Origin of the sequence: Pseudomonas sp. WSY_20, assembly GCF_043104335.1 — a bacterium.
In the GTDB taxonomy this organism is placed as follows: domain Bacteria; phylum Pseudomonadota; class Gammaproteobacteria; order Pseudomonadales; family Pseudomonadaceae; genus Aquipseudomonas; species Aquipseudomonas parafulva_B.
This window is the reverse complement of record NZ_JBICKP010000080.1, coordinates 64,275-85,062: the sequence shown is the minus strand read 5'-3', so window position 1 is coordinate 85,062 and position 20,788 is coordinate 64,275. Positions and strand designations below refer to the sequence as shown.

The following is a 20,788-nucleotide window of genomic DNA, read 5'->3' as shown; positions in this document are numbered from 1 at the left end:
TCTGCCGAACGCTCCTGTTTTTATTCAAGCCCGCAAAAAGCGGGAGCACGGCGCCAGTGCGTGCGGCTTACTCACCTCCCCCAGACCGCTGCTCGCCTGCCAGCATCACCAGCAAGACGATCACCATCACCGCGGCACCCAGGTTGTAGAGCATGCCGGCCACAAACGCATGCACATACTGGCCGGCTTGAACGACCAAGCCTTCCCCTGGCAGCGCCGCCGCGAAGAAAATCCCCACCACGGCCACCCCCAGCGCCGCACCGACCTGCTGCACTGCCCCGCACCTACCACGATCAGTACCGGGATCAGCCAAACGGGCACCAACTGTGCGCCTGCCGCCTGGACCTGGGCAATCAGCAACCCGATCGACAGCGCGTACAGCAAGGCCCCTACCACGATCGCTCGTATTCCCCAGCCCGCAACCAGCCGCGGGGCAGCAAGGGATGCCAGTATGAAACCCACACTGCAGGGTGCGAAGATACTGCCCGCCATGAAGGGATCCAGACCCAGCCCGCTCTGCATCAGCAGGGCGAAGCACAGAAAGAAGGAACTGGATGTGGAATAGACCACCAGCACCAGCAGCGTGCCCAGTGCAAAGCGGCGCTGCGTCAACAGTTGCATGTCCACCAAGGGCAACCTGCCGGTCGCTCGTCGCCGTTGCTGCTGGCGCTTGAACAGCGCGAGCAAGCCCAATGCCAGGCCGAGCGCGAAGAAACTCCAGGCAGGCCACCCCTGCCCCGGTCCTTCGATCAGCGGCACGAGTAGCAATGCCAGGCCGACGCTGACCAGCGCCACGCCTGCCCGGTCCAGGTCCGGGCGCTGGAGCGCGCGGGTCTCGGGGATGTAGCGCGCCGCCACGATAGCCAGCAACCCAATGGGTACATTGATCAAAAAGATGCTGCGCCAGCCTGATCCGAACAGGTCAGCATGTACCATCCAGCCGCCCAGCACCTGGCCTGCGAGGGCAGCCAGCCCCAGCGTCATCCCTAGCAAGCCGAAGGCGCGGCGGCTGTCCTGGGCGTCGAAGTTGACCCGAATCGAAGCATAGACTTGAGGGAACAGCAGCGCGGCGGCTAGCCCCTGCCGAGCGTCGCCACCTGTTCCTACTGGCACATGCCCGTCCACCCGCAGAACCAGGCAAGACCTGGTGTGTCTTGCCGCCGCTGGTGAGGCGTTTGATGCACGGCCTGCCGCACGCGGCCTTCGTCCTCAACCTGCGCTGGGATGTACTGGGGTTCAATGGGCTAGCCGACGCACTCTTCGGCTTCGCCGCGCACCCGCCTGAGCGCCGCAACCTGCTCTGGCTGCTGTTCACCGACCCGACGATGCATGGGCGCTTGCACGACTGGGACAGCCAGGCCCCGATTATGCTGGCAAGCTTTCGTCGCGACTTCGCCCGGGCCACGCAGGAAGCCGATATCCACGCATTGGTGGACGAACTGGAGCATGTCTCGCCGGCCTTCAAGGCCGGCTGGCGCACCCACGACGTGCATGCATCCTGCAGCGGCGTACGCCAACTGGTCATCGATGGGCAGGCCCAGCCGTTCGAGCATACCTCGCTGACCGTCGATGAAGACCGGCACCTTCGGCTGGTGGTATACGCACGCCAAAATGGGCTGCCAGGCAGCCCATGATTCACGCGTCGTTTTCAGCTTCGGCCGGGCGTTGCCCGTCCTGCAACAGCACCATGCTCTGCGGCGCAGAGAGGGCGATACCTTCGTCGCGCAGGCGCCCCAGTATGGTGAACAGCAGGTCACTGCGGGCACCGCCCACCAACCGCGGCCCTGCCACATAACCACTGACGCCAATCACCATACCGGCATTGGTCAGGTCCTTGAACGACACCGACGGCGCCGGTGCATCGAGGATGGCCTCGTGCTCCTGGAAGGCGGTCAGCAGCAGCTCACGGACCCGGTTGGCGTCGGTGTCCAGGGGCAAGGTCAGGGTAATACCGACCACGCCAAGGGCATTGCCCATGGTCACGTTGCGCACGTTCTGGGAGATGAACTGCGAGTTAGGGACGATCACGGTGGAGCGGTCCGACATCTGGATCTCGGTGGCGCGCACGTTGATGCGACGGATATCCCCCTCGACACCCGCCAGGCTCACCCAGTCACCCACCTTGACCGGGCGTTCGGTAAGCAGGATCAGGCCGGAGATGAAGTTCTGCACGATCTGCTGCAGGCCGAAGCCGATACCGACCGACAAGGCACTCACCACCCAGGTCAGGCTAGTGAGGTTGATGTGCAGGGTCGACATCACCAGCATGGCCAGGAACAGGAAGCCCAGGTAACCCACCAGGGTGACCAGCGAGGCGCGCATGCCGGCGTCCATGTCGGTTTCCGGCAGCAGGCGCTCACTCAACCAGCGCTTGACCACACGAATGGCCAGCATCCCGCCTACCAGTATGCCAAGCGCCAGCACGATGTCCTGGGGCACGATGTTCAGGTTGCCAAGTAGCTTGCCGCCCGTGCCATCCCAGTCACCCAGGCTCAGCAACAGTTCGCTGGGGCTGGTGCCCGACGGCATCAAGGTCAGCAGCAGGGCCAGGATCACCACGACGGTGCGACCAATGCCGGCGAGCACCGTGCTCGCCTGCGCCTGGTGCCGTGGTGCCAGGCCCAGCGTCGAGGCCAGCGCCAGGCCACCCGGTTGGCGAGGCGAGAGCAGCATTTCGCACAGATCACTCAGGAACGTTGTGAGCAAGTAGGCGCACGTGACGACCAGGCTTACCCATAGCAGCTTGGCTGTGAGGAAATAGGCCAGGGTGAGGTACCCAGTGATCAGCGATAGCAGGATCGCGGCTAGCCACACCACCATCACGAACGGGATCAAGCCGGCCAGGCCCGTCGCCCGGTCAATGCCATGCCGACGCCGAGCACGGCGGTAGGTCATCAGGGCGCCTGCGAAAATCAACGCCACCACCAGTGCAGTAAGGCCATTGACCGCCACGGTCAGGGCCAGGCTGACGCCGATCACACTGTTGACCCGCTCCAGGGTCATCATCACCATCAAGGCCAGTGCCAGCACCTTGGGGAACCAGCCCAGGGCCTCGGCCACTTCCTCGGCAATCGCCGGCAAACGCCAGGAGGGACGCTGCAACATCAACAGTGCCCGGCCAAGTCCGGTAATGAAGGCGCTGAACACCACCAGGGCAAGAATATGATCGGTCAGGCTGGCCAGGTCCGAACCCAGTTGCGCACTGCTTTCAACGCCCCAGCGCAACAACGATACCGAGCCGGCAATGGTGCCCAGGGTTGCCAGGCTTACACCCACGGCCAAGGCACTGCGACGCAAGCGTCCCTCCGGTAACCAGCGCACCATGGACCTTGCCAGCAGCCGCTCCAGCAAACCCCGCACCAAGGTCCATACCAGGATCGAAGCGATCAGGCTGGTGAAGAACAGCCAGCGGTGTTCAGCGCTCAGGGCACTGTCGAGCGCGTCGGTGATCTCGCCGCGCAGGTCATGCAGCCGTGCCACATCGTCCTGGGTCGGGCGGATCATGCTCTGCCAGAACGCAGGGCTCAACGGCGACGCTGCCCGGCTGGATATCTGCGAGTTGAACAGGCTGCGGCGCAGGTTGACGATCTGCGTGGACAGGTCCCGCGCCGACTGGGTCAGCTTGGTGGCCTGATCCTGCTGGGTCGCCAGGGTTTTCTTCTCGGCCTCCAGCGCCTTGCGCTGCTGGGTCAAGGTCGCAGGCTCGTCCGGCTGAGCGGGGCCGATGACCTTCAACTGATCGTCCACCTTCTGCGCATCGGCTGCACGCTGGGTGCTCAAGGCATCGGCCTGGCGCTGGACCTGCACGGCCGCCATGCGCAGTTGCGCCAGCAGATCGTCGTTGGCATCACTGGTGACGCCCTGGCGAATCTGGTCCAGTCGGTCGCTAAGCTGGTCGACGCTCGCGGTTTCGTCCAGTGCCGGTGCGTCAGCGGCAGCCTGCGCCGTCGTCGCAGGGGCAGGTGCCGACCAGGCTGGGTTGGACACTGTCACAATCAGCGCCAGCAACAGCATCACGCTGTGACTAAAGCGGGAAAGGCTGACACGCCTCATCGAACATTCCTCTTTGCAATTCGATCTGGCGAGCGATTCTACGCCGCTTCGGGCCATCAGGAGAGGGCTGTTTCGCGCGCCAGCAATTGCCGTTTGCGCTCGATCCCCCAGCGGTAGCCGCTGATGTCGCCGTCCCGGCGCACCACCCGGTGGCATGGAATGGCCACGGCAATACGGTTAGCCGCGCAGGCCTTGGCCACTGCCCGCACCGCCTTGGGGGCGCCTATGCGCTCGGCGATGTCGCTGTAGCTGACCCGGCAGCCAGGGGGTACTTCACGCAGCGCTTGCCACACGCGCTCCTGAAAGACGGTGCCCTGCACATCCAGCGGCAGGTCCAGGCCGAGCGCCGGCGCCTCGACGAACCCGATGACCTGCGCCACGACCTGTTCGTACGCGCCATCGGCACCGATCAGCTCGGCGTTGCAGAACTGGTCTTCCAGGGCGTGCACCAGCGCCTCAGGATCATCGCCGAGCAAAATCGCGCAGATGCCCTTTTCGCTCTGGGCAACCAGGATGGCACCTAGTGAGCACTGGCCCACGGCGAAGCGAATGGTCACCCCGGCACCACCTGCGCGAAACTGCCGGGGTGGCATGCCCAGCCGCTGCTCAGCCCCGGCATAGAAGCGGCTGCTGGAGTTGTAGCCCGCCTCGAAAATGGCATCGGTGACCGAGCCCTGCCCATGCCCCAGGCTGCTCCTCAGGCGCTGGGCGCGGAAGGCCTCGGCGTAGGCTTTGGGTGTAAGGCCGGTTTGCGCCTTGAACAGCCGATGCAGGTGGAACGGGCTGACGGCCAGGCGCTCGCCCAACTGCTCCAGGCTGGGCGGTAGCTCGCACGCCTCGATCAGGCGACAGGCATCGCTGACCAGGCGCCGCGTACGCGCCGAAATGGCAGGCCGGCCCATGCAGCGCTTGCAGGCGCGGTAGCCCGCTGCCTCGGCCAATGCCGGGGACTCGAAGAACTCCAGGTTGCTGCGCAGGGGGAGCCTGGCCTTGCAGCCTGGATAGCAGTAGATGCCGGTGGTGCGCACGGCATAGACGAAATGGTCCGCCGCCTCGGCAACACGTGCCGCAACGGCCTGCCAGCGCTGCTCGGGAGTGGTGTAGGTTGTCATGTTCATCTTCTAGACTAAGTGCAGTTCGGCAAGCGCTCAGGCCCGCCACAAGTACCAGGCGGCGACGGTGCGATAAGGTCGCCAGGCGGCGCCCAGCGCGCGCATCTGTGCAGGCGTCGGTGCTTTTTCCAAGCCCTTGAGCCGCCGATAGCCCTCCCGTACGCCAAAGTCATCGACCGGCAACACATCCAGACGCTCCAGGCTGTAGATCAACAGCATCTCCACTGTCCATCGCCCTACCCCGCGCAGCGTCACCAGACGCTCGATCAATTCGTCGTCGGGCATGTCCAGGGCCTGCTCGCGGGTTGGCACCACACCGTCCAGGCGGCCTTGGGCAATGTCCAGCAGCGTGGCCAGTTTGCTGGCCGAGAAGCCGCAGCTGCGCAAGGCGGCGGGGTCCGCTGTCAGCAGTTGCGTGGGGGTGGGGAAAGCCTCTTGCCCAAATAGCGCCAGCAGTCGCCCGAGGATGGCGTCGCCTGCACGGGCGTGCAGTTGTTGGTAAGCGACCGACCTCACCAGTGCTTCGAAGGGTTCACGCCCTGGGGTAGTACGGTGGCGGCAGGGGCCGACGGCGGCAATGTGCCGCGCCCAATCCGCATCCAGGCCACCCAGGTATTCGGCCGCTTGCCGGTAGGCGAGAGGTTCGGCGTCGATCAACATTGAAGCGGCTCCATCGATCAGTGGAGATGCCAGCTTAACCCAGCCACTCATCGGCCGACTGCCGGATCTTGCGCAAGTAATTCCTGAGGCAGCATTGCCCGCCATGGCCTGACCCGCATAGAATTGAGAACCATTCACAATCACATCCGACAGGAACCGACCGTGGCGACGATGCAGCTTCCCGACACGCTCAAACCGACCGAGGTCGCCCTGCTCTACCAATCCCACCATGCGTGGTTGCGCGGCTGGCTACGCAGTCGCGTCGGTTGCAGCGAACATGCGGCCGACCTGGCCCAGGACACCTTCGTGCGCCTGTTGCGCGCCCGGCAGACCTCGCCGTTGAAAGAGCCTCGCGCCTACCTCAGCAGCATCGCCCGCGGCCTGATGATCGATCAGTTTCGTCGCCGTGCGCTGGAGCGGGCCTACCAGGACAGCCTGGCGCACCTACCCGAAACCGATATCCCGAGCGAAGAACACAGGCTGGTCATTCTCGACAGCCTGGAGCGCCTCGATCGTGCCCTGCACCAGCTCAAGCCGCGTGCTCGCCAAGCCTTTCTGCATGCGCAACTGGACGGGCTGAGCATCATCCAGATCAGCTTGCTCCTGGGCGTTTCGAAAGCGACCGTGGAGCGCGACCTGGCCAAGGCGCTGAAGACTTGCTACCGGTTGCGTTATGCCGACGCCTGACCAAGCACCCGCCCAGGCTCGGGTCGACCAGGCCATCGACTGGTTGGTGAGGCTACGCTTCGGCAGCCCAGGGCCGGATGCCCAGGCGCAGTTCCAGCAATGGTTGTCGTTGCACCCTCACAATGGGTTGGCCTGGCAGCGCGTCAGCAACCTGGGCGATGAGCTCGCCGGGCTACCCAAGGACCTCAGCCGTCGTACCCTGCAAGGCAGCAAGCGCCAGGGCATCAGCCGGCGCGACCAGCTCAAGCTGGGGGCCTTGTTGGTGGTCGGCAGCGGCCTTGGCTGGATGGCGCGCGAGCCGCTGGGCCTGCCGGAGCTGCTGGCCGACAGTGCCACTGCCACCGGCGAGCGCCGACAATTGCAAGGCAGTGATGGCAGCCGCATCCAACTGAACACCGCCAGTGCCATCGACCTGCGCTTCACGGCGAGCCAACGCCGCCTGGCGCTTCTGCGCGGTGAAGTCAGCCTGGACAGCAATTCTGACGACAGACGCCCGTTCTTCATCGATACCCGAATAGCCATCCTGCGCACCCTCGACGGGCAACTGCTGGTGCGCCAGAGCGATCACGGCTTGCTGGTGGCGGTGCGCCGGGGCGAAGTCACGGTGATGACCGGTGCTACGCCAGTGCGGGTGCATTCCGGCGAGACCTTGCGCGTGCAGGCCAATGGAAGCCATCAAGCCGTCACCCCGCCCAGTGACCCTTGGGGCTGGACGCAGGGTGTGCTCAGCGTCCGGCAAATGCCGCTGGCAGATTTCGTCGCTGAGCTGAACCGATACCGCCCCGGTCTGCTGCGCTGCGCCCCAGCGGTGGCGAAACTGATGGTTTCCGGGACCTACCAGCTGGCCGACACCAATCAGATCCTGCAGCTACTGGCCCGCAGCCTGCCAGTGCGTATCGATTACCACACCCGGTATTGGGTCAACATCGACGCCGCTTAGCTCACTGACACGGCTCAGCTGGTAACCACCGGAGCGAGCTGCAATGCCGTTCCTGCAGGCAAACCCGCTAGCTTTCAGAGGGGGTGCAGGACGGCTGCTCACGCCGATAAGACTGCCGTGCAAAGCACACGAAAAGCCCGGCCATCAATGCCAGTGCCATGGGCAGCCCGTGGGGCGCCACGTCCATGGCCGCGCCGCTGATCAGCGGCCCCACCAGGCTGCCGACGCCCCACAACAAACCGACGCTGGCATTGGCGGTGACCAGGTCCTGCCCTTTGAAACGCTGGCCTATCAACACCAGTGCCAGGGTATAGATGCCGCCCGCGACAGCACCCAGTACTACCAGCAAGGGCCACAACAGCCACGTCATGTTCAGCAACCAGGGCAACCCGATGCCAATGGCCATGGCCACTACCCCGCACGCCAGGTGCAGGCCGGTGCGCTCGACGCGGTCGGCAAGCCAGCCCAGCGGCAGCTGGAACAGCATGTCCCCTGCGAACACCACGGTCACCATCAGCGCCGCCACACCCACGGCAAAACCGTGGCTGCTGGCGTACACCGGCAAGAGCGAGAGCACCACGGCATCGAAAAACGAGAAAAACAGCACAGCCACGCACAGCGCCGGGGCCACGCGAAAGAAGCCGGCCAGGCCGAAGCTCTTGTCGTCTTCAGCGTGCAGCACCCGGTCATTGGGCACCGTCACCACGATGCACGCCAACGCCAGGCCATAGCAGGCCGTGACCACGCCGGTAATCCATGGGCTGTGAGCACCAAGCACCGCCAGCATCGCCGGCCCAAGCACTTGGAAACCGGTAAAACTGGTGGCGTAGAGGGCCATGATCTTCCCCCGGTTATGCTCCTGGCACAGCTCGTTGACCCACGACTCCCCAAGAATGATCGCGATGCCCATGCCAAGGCCCAGCGCCAGGCGCAAGATGGCCAGCCACCACAACGAGACGAATGCGGGTTCCAGCAGGCCGATGCTCAGTGTGCACAGGCTGAAACACAGCAAATAGAGTGTGCGTCGCTTGAAATACCGGCAGCAGGCATCAACCAGAAAGGCCGACAGCATCATGCCAGCCGCCGGAATGGCGGAAATCATCCCGATTTCGAGGGTGCCTGCGCCAGCCTCGTGCAGGCGCAACGACACCAGCGGCAGGGTCGCGCCCAGGCTGAACCCCACGACCGAAACGGCGAACAGTAAGCCCGCCAGCAAACGCATGTTCATGAACCACTCCCAGCAAACCGATAAGACGTGCAGACAAGAACGCACCCACCACCACGGCGGACGCTGTTCGAACGCTGATCAGTTCAGGTGTGGCGAGAAGGTGAAGGCAAACAGGACGCTGCGACGGCGCTTGAGCACGGTGTCGCTCGGCCAGGCACGGCGCAGCCCATCCGGGGCAGGCTGACGGCGACAGGGCAAGGACAGGAAACGGCGCATTGCTTTGGCTACTACACAGAAAGTGAGCAAGAGGCGGCACTCTAGGCCAGAGCAGGCGTTACCGTCAATTGCCTCAGTGCCTGTGGCGTCAAGGGGGCATCCCTGCCCCTTTAGTCATCAGCGCTTGCCCGTGCTCGGCAGCAATACCGCCAGCACCCCGAACAGGGGCAGGAACGAGCAAAGCCCGTACACGTATTCGATACCGCGCAGGTCAGCCACATAGCCCAGCAATGCCGCGCCGATGCCGCCAAAGCCGAACATCAGGCCAAAGAAGATGCCCGCGATCATGCCTACGCTACCGGGCACCAGTTCCTGGGCATACACCACGATGGCGGAGAATGCCGAAGCCAGGATGAAGCCGATCACCACGCTCAGTACCGTTGTCCAGAACAGGTCCGCGTAAGGCAGTGCCAGGGTGAACGGTGCCACGCCCAGAATCGAGAACCAGATCACCGCCTTGCGCCCGATGCGATCGCCGATGGGCCCGCCAAAGAAGGTGCCCGCCGCTACCGCGCCCAGGAACAGGAACAGGTGCAACTGCGAACTGGCGACCGATACGCCGAACTTCTCGATCAGGTAGAAGGTGAAGTAGCTGGTGAAGCTTGCCATGTAGAAGTATTTGGAAAACACCAGCAGCCCCAGCACCACCAGCGCGGCAACCACGCGCCCGCGGGAGATGCCGTGGGTAGCCTGTACCACCTTGCGCGCCTTGGCTTGGCTCAGGTGCTCGATGTACCAGCGGCGCAGCATCAGGGTCACGGCGAGAAAGAACAGTGCAGCCACGCCAAACCAGGCGACATGGGTTTGCCCGAACGGGATGACGATGGCCGCAGCCAGCAACGGGCCCAGGGCAGAACCTGTGTTACCGCCTACCTGGAAGGTCGATTGCGCCAGGCCAAAGCGGCCTCCGGACGCCAATCGCGCAATACGCGAGGTTTCGGGATGGAATGTCGAAGAGCCGATGCCCACCAGGGCCGAGGCGAGCAGAATCATCGGGAAGCTGCCGACGAACGCCAGCATCACGATACCTATCAGCGTGCACACCGTGCCCATGGGCAGCAGGTTGGGCGTAGGCCGGCGGTCGGTGAAAAAGCCCACCCAGGGTTGCAGCAGCGAGGCGGTGATCTGAAACGTCAGGGTGATCATGCCGATCTGGGCGAAGCTCAAGTCGTAATTGGCCTTGAGCATTGGGTAGATGGCCGGCAGCACTGACTGGATCAGGTCATTGATCAGGTGCGCCAAGGCGCAGAAGCCGATGATGCGCATTACCAACGGCGTAGCGGTGCTCGCCTGCGCTTGGGTGGACGCCGGGGCGGCGCTGGGGATGGCCATGGCCTGGATCTCCGTCGGAAAGCTGGGCTCCGATTATCGGGATACAAATAGATACATAGCTACCTTTTTTTCCAGATCCAGCCTGGCCAGGCATTTCTTCCAGACGCTGATGGGTTTCAAAGAGGGTCGAGCGAGTCTGGGGCTCTAACAGGTAAAGGCCGAGATTGAAGCCGATCAACCACACGATTCGGGGTTTAAGCGGGTCGATAACGCTACGCGGACCGCGATCGCTCGCTAAGTTTCTGAAAGCGTGCAAATTTTTTTTATAAAGCGTGTTGACAGGGGGGCCGTTCAAGAGAATAATGCGCGCCATCGGCTACATAGCTCAGTTGGTTAGAGCATAGCATTCATAATGCTGGGGTCCGGGGTTCAAGTCCCTGTGTAGCCACCAAACAAGACGAAGGGCTTACCGCAAGGTAAGCCCTTTTTCTTTGCCCGCCAGAAAGTCAGGTGGTCTTCGTGAGCCTGCGCAATCACCTCACACCGCTCATCGCCAAAAAAGACAGCTACCAGGCTAACCACGCCCAGTGCGCGAGCGACATGGGCGCGCGAAAGGCCACGTTAAGCCACAGCGGGATTGCTGACTCACCTGGGCTTGCTGCAAAAGGATGACGCCGCACTGCCGTCACCGCCCCAGGTGCGGTAGCCGGCCGTGTCCAGGTGAATGCGACCGCTCGGGTAGCGGCCAAGGCCCATGCCCCACGCCTGACCGTGCTGCTGCCAGAAACGGCACAGCGGGTTGGGGTCGGCCCAGGGCGCCAGCAAGACATCCACGGCAAATGCTTGGGTATGCGCACTGCCGATCGCCCCGCCGGCACAGCGATTGAGGCCTGGATCACGGTAGGCGGAGACCACTTCGAAATCGGGCAAGGCTCCTTGCTCACCCAGCGTTCGGAGCAATGACAGCGTAGCGCGCACAGCCGGCCAGTGTTGCTTGGGCGGCACGACAAACGGTGAAGCCCGGCACAATTTCCAGTCCGAGGCCGAGCGCAGCAGCTGATCAATGGGCACCACGCCGTAGACGCGCGCCTGCACGAGCATGTCCCGAAAAGGCCGTGTCGGGTGCTCACCCGCCCACTGGGCGAACATCCTCAGGTCGCGTTCATCGGCCAGGGCCCCGCTGGACGCCGAATTTACCGCCAGCAACAGCGCGGCAACCACACTCCGTTTCTTCGACATGGCACACCCCTGCACGTCATGGCAGCGGCCCTGCCGCTGGCTCAGTCCGGGAACAACGTGCAGGCCATCACCAGCGCATCCTCGCGACCACCCGCAGCTGGATAATAGTCGCGCCGGCGGCCGATTTCATTGAAGCCGAAACGCTCGTACAGGCGATAAGCCGGGTTGCTGGCCCTCACCTCCAGGAAACACTCGCGACCGTTGAGCTGGTAGGCGCGCGACATCAGGTGTTCGAGCAGCCGCAAGCCCAGGCCGCGCCCCTGGTTTTCCGGCTTGACGGTGATGTTGAGCAGGTGAGCTTCGTCGATGATCACGTTGATCACGCCGTGGCCAACCTGTTGCTGCCCATCGAACATCAGCCAGACTTCATAGGATTTCAGGGCATCCAGAAAGATGCCGCGGGTCCAGGGGTGGCTGAACGCGGCATATTCGATTTTCAGCACGGCATCCAGATCCGCCTCGGTCATGGGGCGAAAGCTGATCGAGTCACTCATTCAACGGGTTTCCAGCGCGCCATCAGCTGGCGCATGGCTTTCCAGACGTCCGCTTTACGCTGCGGCTCGTCCATCAACAGTTCCAGGCCCGGCAAGGCCCACGCCTCGCCCAGGCCGTCGAGCTTGAGGGTTTGGTAATAAGCCTGGTCGTCGGCGCCGGCAGCAAAGCGCAGCGCCGGCGTACCCACCAGCCACAGGCAGGTGCAGGGCGCTTCTTCCAGACGCGCCTGGACAAAACCCTGTACAAAATCGCGGGCTGCGTCCGGGCCCTGGTCCATGTTGCCGCGCATCAGCAGCGGCCAGCGCACTGGCTCACCCACGATCTGCGGGGCATCGGGTAGGCCAGCGGCGCGCAGCATGTCCTTGAGCAGCAGGTAGGACGGGTCACGGCTCTGGAAAGGCTGGCCGGTGGCCAGCTCGACCAGCAACAGGCAATCGCCAGCGCGCAGCAATTGCAAGGCAAAGCGCGGAGGCGGTACCGGCACTGGGCGAGGGGTCGCAGCCTGCTCGGGCGCCTCCGCAGGCTTGGCCGCGGCCTTGGCGGAAGTGCCAGGGCGCGGGACCTCGATCTTCGGCCGCTCGACAACCCGTGCCTGGGGGGCGACAGGTGATTTGTCGGCTATCTGGCGTGGCGGCGGCTCGAAATCGATGTCCTCGGGCGGCGCTAACGGCAGCAGCAGCTCGGGCCGCGACGGCGCGGCGAACGGCAGCTCGGCGCGCGGCAGCCAGTGCACCACTTGCATGGCGGACAGGTAGGCGCGACGACGTTGTTCGGTAAGCAAGGCGGTCATCCGAGGGGGTTGGGACAGGTGCGCATTCTAACGCCGATGACTCGCCAGTGCCGCATCAGCTCGGCGGTTTTTTACGCATCCCCTGCCTGCCTGGGCAAGCCATAGGAGGCGCGCGGTTCGATCAGCCTGTCGCACGACAGACCAAGCGGATAAGAACCAACCCGTCGGATGCAGTACAATCGCCCCCTTTTTCTTGGCCACGAGTCCAAGCCGATGATCGAACCCAAGCGCGTCCTGCGTGCCCTAGCCGAACACTGGGCCCTGATCGAGCCGCTGTGCGAGCGTTTCGACCAGGGCACCCTCAGCCTGGTGGAGCTGCGCCAGCATGTGGCCCGCCAGCAGATCGAGAGCACCCCGCAGGACATTACCCAACTGCTCGATGTGTGGATCCGCCTGGACATCCTGGTACCCGTTGCCAAGAGCCCGAACCGCTTCGAGCTCAACGCCCAGATCCACGACTTTCTCGCCTACCTGCGCCGTGAACATCGCCTTGGCCTGTGCCTGGAGATCGAGGCCTACCTGCGTCACCTGGAGCGCCTGGCCGGGCACATCCAGGATGCCTTCGACAACCGCGACAGCGACGACCTGGCGCGGCAACTGCGGTTGCTGGACATGCGCGTGCGGGACGTGCTGAAGAAGCTCGACAACGATGAGCAGGCCCTGGTGGCCGTCGCCGAGCGGGCCAAGACCAGCAGTCGCCAGATACCGCTGCGCCAGCGCTATGCCGAGGTGCTGGCCACCTGGGACGAATACGTCGAGCCGATGATCCAGCTGGTCAACGCCGACGGCGCCTTCGAGCAGGGCGTGCGCAAGGTCGAGACCGTGCTGCTGAAGCTACTCGGTGAACAGGCGCGCCTTGGCCACCTGGTCGATGACGACATGCTGCTGCGCACCCATGCGCGCATTCTGGAGATGCAGACCAGCGCCCAGCTTACCCTGCGTCATGCCCGTGAGCTGCTGCTGCCGCTGCGCGAGGAAGCACGGCGTCATAACGCAGTTACCCGTGGCGCAGCCCTGGCACTGTCGGTGGTGCGCCGCAAGGGCCTGGACGCGCTGCCACAGGCGGCCATGCCGTTGTTCACTCGGCCGCAGAGCACCTTCCTGGGTAGCGCCAGCCAGGTCGAAGCCTATGTCTATGCCTTGGCGCGCTTCGAGCCCAAACCGGCGCGCTTTCCCAAGGCGCACAAGAGCACGTCCGACGCCAAGCCTCGCGCACCGCGCACGGTCAAGGAAATGACCGAACGCTGTGAACAGGCACTGCCTCTGCCAGACCTGATGGTGTGGCTGCTGGAGCAGGAGCCCGAAGGCGCCACCGACGAACTGCTGTACTGGTTCTCGCGCCTGTCACGGGAAAAACGCTTCAACCGCGAGCGCCTCGAGCGGCGTGACTACGACACCCAGGAACACCGCGTCAGCCTGCGTTCGTACGCCCTGACTTCCAGCCGCGAAGACGCCGCCAGTGCGTCCCCAGAACCCCACGCGAGCCCAGCCCATGCATCTTGATCTTTCCGAACTGTCCCAGCTCGCACCGATCTTCCGCGAGCTGTTCAAAGGTTTCCACATCAGCCGCCGCGACCCGGAGCTGTACGCGCAGTTGTCCAACTTCCAGGACCAGTACCGCAGCCTGTTCAAGGCCCTGGGCTTCGAGCTGGTGTGCGACACCCGCGGTTTCTACTACTTCGTGCCGGACATGACGGCGGCGCAGGTCAACAAGACGGCGCAGCGCCTGTCGCTGTTCACCTTCATTCTGGTCGAGCACCTGGCCGATCAAGGCCGTGACCCGATCGCGGTGCTCGACGGCGGCAGCGTTGGTCGCGACGAACTGCCTTCGTTGCTCGACAAATACCGTGACCTGTTCCTGCAGGCCGAGGTGCAGACGGTCGAGGACTTGGAAGAAAAGATCCTGCGCCGCATGACCCAGCTTGGCTTCGCCCATGAAGAAGGTGGCATCTACCGTTTCCTGCCGCCGATGCACCGGTTCCTGGACGTTTGCCTGGCCGTGCAGCAGGACCGGGACCTGGCGGCGACGCTGCACAGCGCCCTGCCCTTGCCCACCCCAGTGCTGGCCGAAGACCACGCCGAGCCAATGCTCGAACACACGGACGATCCGCTCGACCTGACGCCGTTCGAGGCTGAGGAAGACGAGGAACAGGCCCTGGCTCGTGCCATCCGCCAAGAGCAACAGGAGATCGACGCATGAGCCAGGAACGCTACGGCATCCGCCGCTTCGCATTGCTCAACACGGCAGGCTACAGCCTGGGTTTGTTCCCGCTGGAGCACCCGCTGTCGGTGTACGGCGCCAACAACCTGGGCAAGTCGGCATCGATCAACGCCCTGCAGTTCCCGATCCTGGCCCGCATGTCGGACATGAGCTTTGGCAAGTACAGCCTGGAGCAGTCGCGCCGCTTCTACTTCGCCAGTGACACCTCGTACATCCTCTGCGAACTGAGCCTGCCCCACGGGCCGCACGTGATCGGGGTCGTCGGCCGTGGGCCGGGTGGCGGCTTCGGGCACCAGTTCTTTGCCTACCAGGGCGAGCTGGACCTGGCGCACTATCAGAAGAACGACACGTGCCTGCGCCAGAAAGAGCTGTTCACCAACCTTGAAAGCAAGGGCATCAAAGCCTACGAGCTCAAGCCGGACGAGCTGCGCCGCCTGTTGGTCGGCGGTCATACCTCGGTGCCCCTGGACCTGACCCTGATCCCGCTGCGCTCGACCAGCGAGCAGAGCCTCAAGACCTTCCGCGCGTTGTTCATCAACCTGCTGCACATGCGCGAAATCACGGCGGCCAAGCTCAAGCAGCTGTTCCTCGATGCCTTCGAGCACAGCCTGCGTTCTGGCAGTGTCGACTACATTGCCGCCTGCGAAGAAGCCTTCCGCGATGTGCGACGCATGGAACAGGACTACAACGCCCTGGTCGCCGCCGGCCCACTGGTCGAGGCACTGGCCGGCGGCGTTGCCCAACGCGACATCCTGCGCGGCAAGCTGCACCGTATTTCGCCGGTGCTCGACAACCTGCTGGGTACCTGGCAGGACTACGCCATGGCGCGCAAGGAAGAGCTGGTCATCCAGGCCGAGCATTACCGGGGTGAACAGGACCGCTTGCAAAACGATCAGCGCGGCGGCACCCAGGAGCTGATGCGCCTTGAGCGTGAAATCACCGGCATCCAGCGCTGGCTAGGCGAGCTGTCGGTGTTGCGCCATCGTTTTGCCTTGGTCGATGACGTCAAGGTGCTGGAGCAGCAGTTGCTGGCGGCCAAGGATGCCCATGACGAGCTCGCCGGCGCCCTGGCCCAGTCCCGTCAGTTCAGTGCCGAAGACCTCGACCAGCGCGTTGGCGACCTGGAAAAACGCCTCAGGCAGGTCAAGCAGCAGCTCGATCACGCCGACAACAACAGTTATGCCCGTTTGCGCGAAGAGTTCTCGCAGCAGGATGTCGACCGCCTGATGCGCCTGTTCAACGGTGCCCTGTTCAGCCTGCCATTGGGTGAGCGTGGCATCGAGCTGGACGACAGCGACCTGTGGGTGAAAGCCCTTGAAGCGGTGCTCGACCGCTTCAAGGGTGAGCGTTTCGAGGTGCCTGGCCTGTCCATCGACCTGTCCCACATCGACCCACCGGCCTTGCAGGCGCTGGCTGACCGCGCCGCGCTGCGTGATCAGAAGGAGCGCCTGGACAAGGAGCTGCGCCAGCTCAAGACCCAGCAGGCAGTGAGCGCCGACCGCTCGGCTTCCAAGGCGCAGACTGAAGCGCTGTACCAGCAGGTACTCGACGCCCAGAAAGCCCTGGAAGACTACCGCCGCAGCCAGACCCTGGCCGCCGAAGAGCCTGCCAAGCTCGAACAGCTCGCACAAATGGAGGCCGCTCAGGATGAACTCAAGCGCTCCAGCGATGCGTTTACCGAGCGGGTACAGCAGCTGTCGGCCAAGCTGCAACTGGTGGCGCGCCAGTTGGGTGACCTGGAGTCCAAGCAACGCACCCTGGACGATGCATTGCGCCGCCGTCAGTTGCTACCGGCCGACCTGCCCCTCGGCACCCCGTTCATGGAAGCCATCGACGACTCCATGGACAACCTGCTGCCACTGCTCAACGACTACCAGGACAGCTGGCAGAGCCTGCAGCGGGTGGATAACCAGATCGAAGCGTTGTACGCGCAGGTGCGCCTCAAAGGCGTGGCCAAGTTCGACAGCGAAGACGACATGGAGCGCCGCCTGCAGTTGCTGGTCAACGCCTATGCCCACCGTACCGACGAGGCATTGACCCTGGCCAAGGCGCGTCGCGCTGCCGTGACGGACATTGCCCGTACCCTGCGCAACATCCGCAGCGACTACGACAGCCTCGAGCACCAGCTTGCCCTGTTCAACCGCGAGATCAACCGACGCCAGGTGTCGAACCTGGAAAGCTTCCGTGTGGTGCTGGCACCGAACAAGGAGGCGCTCAAGCACATCGACCAGATCATCCACAGTGCTGGCCAATATGAAGAAGGCGAAACCCTGTCGGTGTTCGACCTCACCCAGAACGCTGACCAGGACAACCGGAACGAGCAGGCCAAGGAATACCTGGCGCGCCTGGTCGCCGCGAACCATAACCAGCTGGGGTTGAAGGACCTGTTCGAGCTGGCGTTCGAGATCACCAAGGTCAACGGCCAGCCGATCATCCACGCCGACATCGACGGCGCGGCGTCCAACGGCACGACCATGACCATCAAGGCGCTGACCAACATGTACCTGTTGCTGCACCTGATGGACCGCGACTTGGCTGGGCGTGTGCGCCTGCCGTACTACCTGGACGAAGCGGCGGACATCGACGAACGCAACCAGGCGGCATTGCTGGAGACCAGCCTGCAGCTGGGCTTCGTGCCGATCCTGGCGAGCGTCAAACCGCAGGTTTCGGCACACGTGGCCATCGACCTGGAAGGCGGCAGCGGCCCCAACGGCATCTACATCGACGAATCGGACTGGAAGTTCATCAGCCCGCTGGAGGAGGTGAAGGTGGTGGTACGCGAAGATCAGGGTGAAGTGGTTATCTGACGGAGATCGTGGGGCCGCGTTGCGGCCCCGACAATGGATGTTGCGAAGCTGAGGTTCTGGGACTGACACGCCTCCCATCACCCCCACCTCAACACTCACAACGCATCCAACTCAAATCGACCCAGACCTGCCCGTCACTGAGCCCACGGCAGAATCGGAATCGCCGTCACGGCATTCTGCGGGCTGCCTTCGACGATGCGATCGCTGTACACCAGATACACCAGCGTATTGCGCTTCTTGTCCAGGAAGCGCACCACCTGCATGGTCTTGAATACCAGCGAGGTGCGCTCCTTAAATACCTCATCGCCATCCTTGAGCTCGCCCTTGAAGCTGATCGGTCCTACCTGACGGCAGGCGATCGAGGCCTCGGCGCGGTCCTCGGCCAACCCCAGTCCACCCTTCACACCCCCGTCTTGGCTCGCGACAGGTAGCACGTCACACCTTCGACCTTGGGGTCGTCGAAGGCTTCCACGACGATGCGGTCGTTCGGCCCTAGAAACTTGAAGACAGTGGACACCTGGCCGATTTCCTCGGCGCCAGCCAGCATCGGCAACCCAAGGGCTGCCACGACAAACAGTTTCTTCAGCATGTTCATACCAGCACCAGATTGTCACGATGCACCAGCTCAGGCTCGGCGCTATAACCCAGGATAGACTCGATGACGTCGGAGGATTGCCCGATGATCTTCTGCGCCTCCAGGGCACTGTAGTTGGCCAGGCCCCTGGCCACTTCCACCCCTTCAGGGCCCACGCACACCACCATCTCGCCACGTCTGAAGCTGCCCTGGATGGCCTTGACACCCACTGGCAGCAAACTCTTGTTGGCCTGGCGCAGTGCCTGTACCGCACCCTCGTCCAATACCAGCGTGCCGCGGGTCTGCAAATGGCCCGCCAGCCACTGCTTGCGGGCTGCCAGCATGCCACGCTCAGGCGACAGCAAGGTGCCCAACCGCTCACCGGCCTTGAGACGATCAAGCACGCGCTCGATGCGCCCGCCAATGATGATGGTGTGGGCACCGGAGCGTGCCGCCAAGCGCGCAGCGCGCAGCTTGGTCTGCATACCGCCGCGCCCCAGTGCACCACCGGTGCTGCCGGCCACGGCGTCCAGCGCCGGATCATCGGCACGGGCCTCGAAGATCAGTTGCGCGTCGGGGTTGTTGCGCGGGTCGGCATCGAACATGCCATCACGGTCGGTCAGGATCACCAGCAGGTCGGCTTCCACGAGGTTAGCCACCAATGCCGCCAGGGTATCGTTGTCACCGAAGCGAATTTCGTCGGTCACCACGGTGTCGTTTTCATTGATCACCGGCACCACGCCCAGTTCGACGAGGGTGCGCAAGGTGCTGCGCGCATTGAGGTAGCGCTTGCGGTCGGACAGGTCGTCATGGGTCAACAGGATCTGCGCGGTATGCTTGCCATGCTCGCCAAAACTCGACTCCCAGGCCTGCACCAGGCGCATCTGACCGATGGACGCTGCTGCCTGCAGCTCGTTCATCGCACTGGGGCGTGACGTCCAGCCCAGCTGGCTCATGCCGGCGGCCACGGCGCCCGAGGAGACCAGCACCAACTCCACGCCCGCTTCACGCAGCGCGACCATCTGCTCGACCCACACGGCCATGGCGCCGCGATCGAGGCCTTTGCCATCGGCGGTCAGCAGCGCACTGCCAATCTTCACGACCCAGCGCCTGGCGCCCGTCACCTTGCTTCGCATCGTCTTCCAACCTATGTCGAATCTGTAGATACCGTGGATACAAAAACGCCGCTCAAGCGAGCGGCGTTTAGTGTACTGCAACCGATCAGTCGCGCACGTAAATGATTTCCGGGCCGTCTTCGTCGTCCTCGAAGTCATCATCCCAGCCATCGTCATCGCCGATGTCGTGCACGCTCTTGACACCGGTACGGCGCAAGGTGCGAGCATCGTCCAGGGCCTGCAACTGGGCCCGCGCCTCGTCCTCGATGCGCTGGTCGAGGTCGGCCAGTTCCTCGGCATAGGCCGGGTCGTTGGCCAGGCGGTCGGCACGGTCTTCGAGGTAGCGCATTAGGTCGTGGCTGAGCTTTTCGGTACCTTGCTTGGAGATGGCCGAGATCACGTACACAGGGCCCTCCCACTGCAGGCGCTCGACCACTTCCTTGACCCGCTCGTCGCGCTCGTCATCCATGACCATGTCGGCCTTGTTCAGCACCAACCAGCGCTCACGCTCAGCCAGTGACGGGCTGAAGCGGGTCAGCTCGTTGACGATGACTTCGGCGGCATCGGCCGGGCTGCTCTCGTCCAGCGGCGCCATGTCCACCAGGTGCAGCAGAACACGGGTACGCGCCAGGTGCTTGAGGAAGCGGATACCCAGGCCAGCACCGTCGGAGGCACCTTCGATCAGCCCAGGAATGTCGGCGATGACGAAGCTTTTCCAGCGGTCGACACTGACCACGCCCAGGTTCGGCACCAGAGTAGTGAACGGGTAGTCGGCCACTTTCGGCTTGGCGGCCGATACCGAGCGGATAAAGGTGCTCTTGCCCGCATTCGGCAGGCCCAGCAGGCCCACATCGGCCAGCACTTTCATTTCCATCTTCAAGTCGCGCTGCTCACCCGGCTTGCCAGGGGTGGTCTGGCGCGGTGCACGGTTGGTACTGGATTTGAAACGGGTATTGCCCAGGCCGTGCCAGCCGCCCTGGGCGACCATCAGCTTCTGCCCCGGCTTGACCAGGTCACCGATCACTTCCTGCGTGGAGGCATCGATCACAGTAGTGCCCACCGGCACACGCAGGAACAGGTCTTCGCCCTTCTTGCCCGTGCAGTCGGTGCTGCCGCCATTGGCGCCGCGCTGGGCTTCGTGGTGACGGGTGTAGCGATAGTCGACCAGGGTGTTGAGGTTCTCGTCTGCCACCATGAACACCGAGCCACCGTCACCGCCATCGCCGCCGTTGGGGCCACCGTTCTCGATGAACTTCTCGCGGCGGAAGCTCATGCAACCGTTACCGCCGTCACCGGCCTTGACCCGAATGGATACTTCGTCAACAAACTTCATTCAAAAACCGCCTCTCGCCTTCCGACGAGTTGAACACTGATAAACA

At 63.8% G+C, this 20,788-nt stretch carries 18 protein-coding genes, 1 tRNA gene and 1 pseudogene; 7 read left to right on the top strand and 13 right to left on the bottom strand.

Going from position 1 to position 20,788, the window contains the following annotated elements:
* Positions 1–126: 126 nt before the first annotated feature.
* Positions 127–1,113, bottom strand: coding sequence for an MFS transporter (locus tag ACF8E5_RS19205; RefSeq protein WP_392475672.1), 987 nt, complete (start codon positions 1,111–1,113; stop codon positions 127–129).
* Between the two features lie 53 nt (positions 1,114–1,166).
* On the opposite strand from ACF8E5_RS19205, the gene ACF8E5_RS19200 reads away from it, so the two are divergent.
* Positions 1,167–1,634: a hypothetical protein gene (locus ACF8E5_RS19200; protein ID WP_329602374.1), complete on the top strand. Its 468-nt coding sequence runs from the start codon at positions 1,167–1,169 to the stop codon at positions 1,632–1,634.
* A gap of 1 nt (position 1,635) precedes the next feature.
* On the opposite strand, the gene ACF8E5_RS19195 is transcribed toward ACF8E5_RS19200, so the two are convergent.
* Genes ACF8E5_RS19195 through ACF8E5_RS19185 form a run of 3 tightly spaced genes read right to left on the bottom strand, consistent with a single transcriptional unit; the run spans position 1,636 to position 5,825 of the window.
* Positions 1,636–4,053, bottom strand: coding sequence for a DUF3772 domain-containing protein (locus ACF8E5_RS19195; protein ID WP_392475671.1), 2,418 nt, complete (start codon positions 4,051–4,053; stop codon positions 1,636–1,638).
* 56 nt (positions 4,054–4,109) lie between these two features.
* Positions 4,110–5,165: a bifunctional DNA-binding transcriptional regulator/O6-methylguanine-DNA methyltransferase Ada gene (gene ada, locus ACF8E5_RS19190; RefSeq protein ID WP_145256772.1), complete on the bottom strand. Its 1,056-nt coding sequence runs from the start codon at positions 5,163–5,165 to the stop codon at positions 4,110–4,112.
* Between the two features lie 36 nt (positions 5,166–5,201).
* Complete coding sequence (locus ACF8E5_RS19185) at positions 5,202–5,825, bottom strand: DNA-3-methyladenine glycosylase (RefSeq protein WP_058638605.1); 624 nt, start codon at positions 5,823–5,825, stop codon at positions 5,202–5,204.
* A 171-nt stretch (positions 5,826–5,996) separates the two neighbouring features.
* Here ACF8E5_RS19185 and ACF8E5_RS19180 point away from each other — a divergent pair, with 171 nt between their 5' ends.
* Positions 5,997–6,512, top strand: a complete 516-nt coding sequence (locus ACF8E5_RS19180; RefSeq protein WP_027915459.1) for a sigma-70 family RNA polymerase sigma factor — start codon at positions 5,997–5,999, stop codon at positions 6,510–6,512.
* A complete protein-coding gene (locus tag ACF8E5_RS19175; protein ID WP_392475670.1) occupies positions 6,499–7,452 on the top strand; it encodes a FecR domain-containing protein in 954 nt (317 codons plus the stop codon). The genes ACF8E5_RS19180 and ACF8E5_RS19175 overlap by 14 nt, the downstream gene beginning before the upstream one ends.
* A gap of 67 nt (positions 7,453–7,519) precedes the next feature.
* Here ACF8E5_RS19175 and ACF8E5_RS19170 read toward each other — a convergent pair whose 3' ends face one another.
* From ACF8E5_RS19170 to ACF8E5_RS19160, 3 genes are all read right to left on the bottom strand, one after another.
* Positions 7,520–8,680: an MFS transporter gene (locus ACF8E5_RS19170; protein WP_392475669.1), complete on the bottom strand. Its 1,161-nt coding sequence runs from the start codon at positions 8,678–8,680 to the stop codon at positions 7,520–7,522.
* Positions 8,681–8,758: 78 nt separating this feature from the next.
* Positions 8,759–8,896: a hypothetical protein gene (locus ACF8E5_RS19165; protein ID WP_167338938.1), complete on the bottom strand. Its 138-nt coding sequence runs from the start codon at positions 8,894–8,896 to the stop codon at positions 8,759–8,761.
* Between the two features lie 117 nt (positions 8,897–9,013).
* Positions 9,014–10,228, bottom strand: a complete 1,215-nt coding sequence (locus tag ACF8E5_RS19160) for an MFS transporter (RefSeq protein ID WP_078479114.1) — start codon at positions 10,226–10,228, stop codon at positions 9,014–9,016.
* 314 nt (positions 10,229–10,542) lie between these two features.
* On the opposite strand from ACF8E5_RS19160, the gene ACF8E5_RS19155 reads away from it, so the two are divergent.
* Positions 10,543–10,619 (top strand) — tRNA-Met (locus ACF8E5_RS19155).
* A gap of 194 nt (positions 10,620–10,813) precedes the next feature.
* Here ACF8E5_RS19155 and ACF8E5_RS19150 read toward each other — a convergent pair.
* The 3 genes from ACF8E5_RS19150 to ACF8E5_RS19140 are packed head-to-tail and all read right to left on the bottom strand — an operon-like array spanning position 10,814 to position 12,683.
* Positions 10,814–11,407, bottom strand: coding sequence for a D-Ala-D-Ala carboxypeptidase family metallohydrolase (locus ACF8E5_RS19150; RefSeq protein WP_194286087.1), 594 nt, complete (start codon positions 11,405–11,407; stop codon positions 10,814–10,816).
* Positions 11,408–11,448: 41 nt separating this feature from the next.
* On the bottom strand, positions 11,449–11,901 hold the full coding sequence (gene rimI / locus ACF8E5_RS19145) for a ribosomal protein S18-alanine N-acetyltransferase (protein WP_023533216.1): 453 nt from the start codon (positions 11,899–11,901) through the stop codon (positions 11,449–11,451).
* Entirely contained in the window at positions 11,898–12,683 is a 786-nt protein-coding gene (locus ACF8E5_RS19140) for a hypothetical protein (protein WP_058638654.1), read from the bottom strand. The genes rimI and ACF8E5_RS19140 overlap by 4 nt, the downstream gene beginning before the upstream one ends.
* Before the next feature lie 222 nt (positions 12,684–12,905).
* Between ACF8E5_RS19140 and mksB the strand changes: the two genes are divergently transcribed.
* From mksB to mksF, 3 genes are read left to right on the top strand one after another with little or no spacing between them, the layout of a single operon-like run.
* Positions 12,906–14,195, top strand: coding sequence for an Mks condensin complex protein MksB (gene mksB, locus ACF8E5_RS19135; RefSeq protein WP_058638609.1), 1,290 nt, complete (start codon positions 12,906–12,908; stop codon positions 14,193–14,195).
* The gene (mksE, locus tag ACF8E5_RS19130; RefSeq protein WP_100852240.1) at positions 14,185–14,892 is read left to right on the top strand and encodes an Mks condensin complex protein MksE; all 708 of its coding nucleotides are present in this window, start codon (positions 14,185–14,187) and stop codon (positions 14,890–14,892) included. The genes mksB and mksE overlap by 11 nt, the downstream gene beginning before the upstream one ends.
* Positions 14,889–17,720 (top strand): Mks condensin complex protein MksF, encoded by a 2,832-nt coding sequence (gene mksF / locus ACF8E5_RS19125; protein ID WP_392475668.1) that lies wholly within the window; start codon positions 14,889–14,891, stop codon positions 17,718–17,720. The genes mksE and mksF overlap by 4 nt, the downstream gene beginning before the upstream one ends.
* A gap of 134 nt (positions 17,721–17,854) precedes the next feature.
* On the opposite strand, the pseudogene ACF8E5_RS19120 reads toward mksF, so the two are convergent.
* The 3 genes and pseudogenes from ACF8E5_RS19120 to cgtA form a co-directional block, all read right to left on the bottom strand.
* Positions 17,855–18,309, bottom strand: a pseudogene (locus ACF8E5_RS19120) (CreA family protein).
* Positions 18,310–18,311: 2 nt separating this feature from the next.
* Positions 18,312–19,430: a glutamate 5-kinase gene (proB, locus tag ACF8E5_RS19115; protein ID WP_196125968.1), complete on the bottom strand. Its 1,119-nt coding sequence runs from the start codon at positions 19,428–19,430 to the stop codon at positions 18,312–18,314.
* Between the two features lie 85 nt (positions 19,431–19,515).
* Positions 19,516–20,742, bottom strand: a complete 1,227-nt coding sequence (gene cgtA / locus ACF8E5_RS19110) for an Obg family GTPase CgtA (RefSeq protein ID WP_058638611.1) — start codon at positions 20,740–20,742, stop codon at positions 19,516–19,518.
* Between the last annotated feature and the right edge of the window lie 46 nt (positions 20,743–20,788).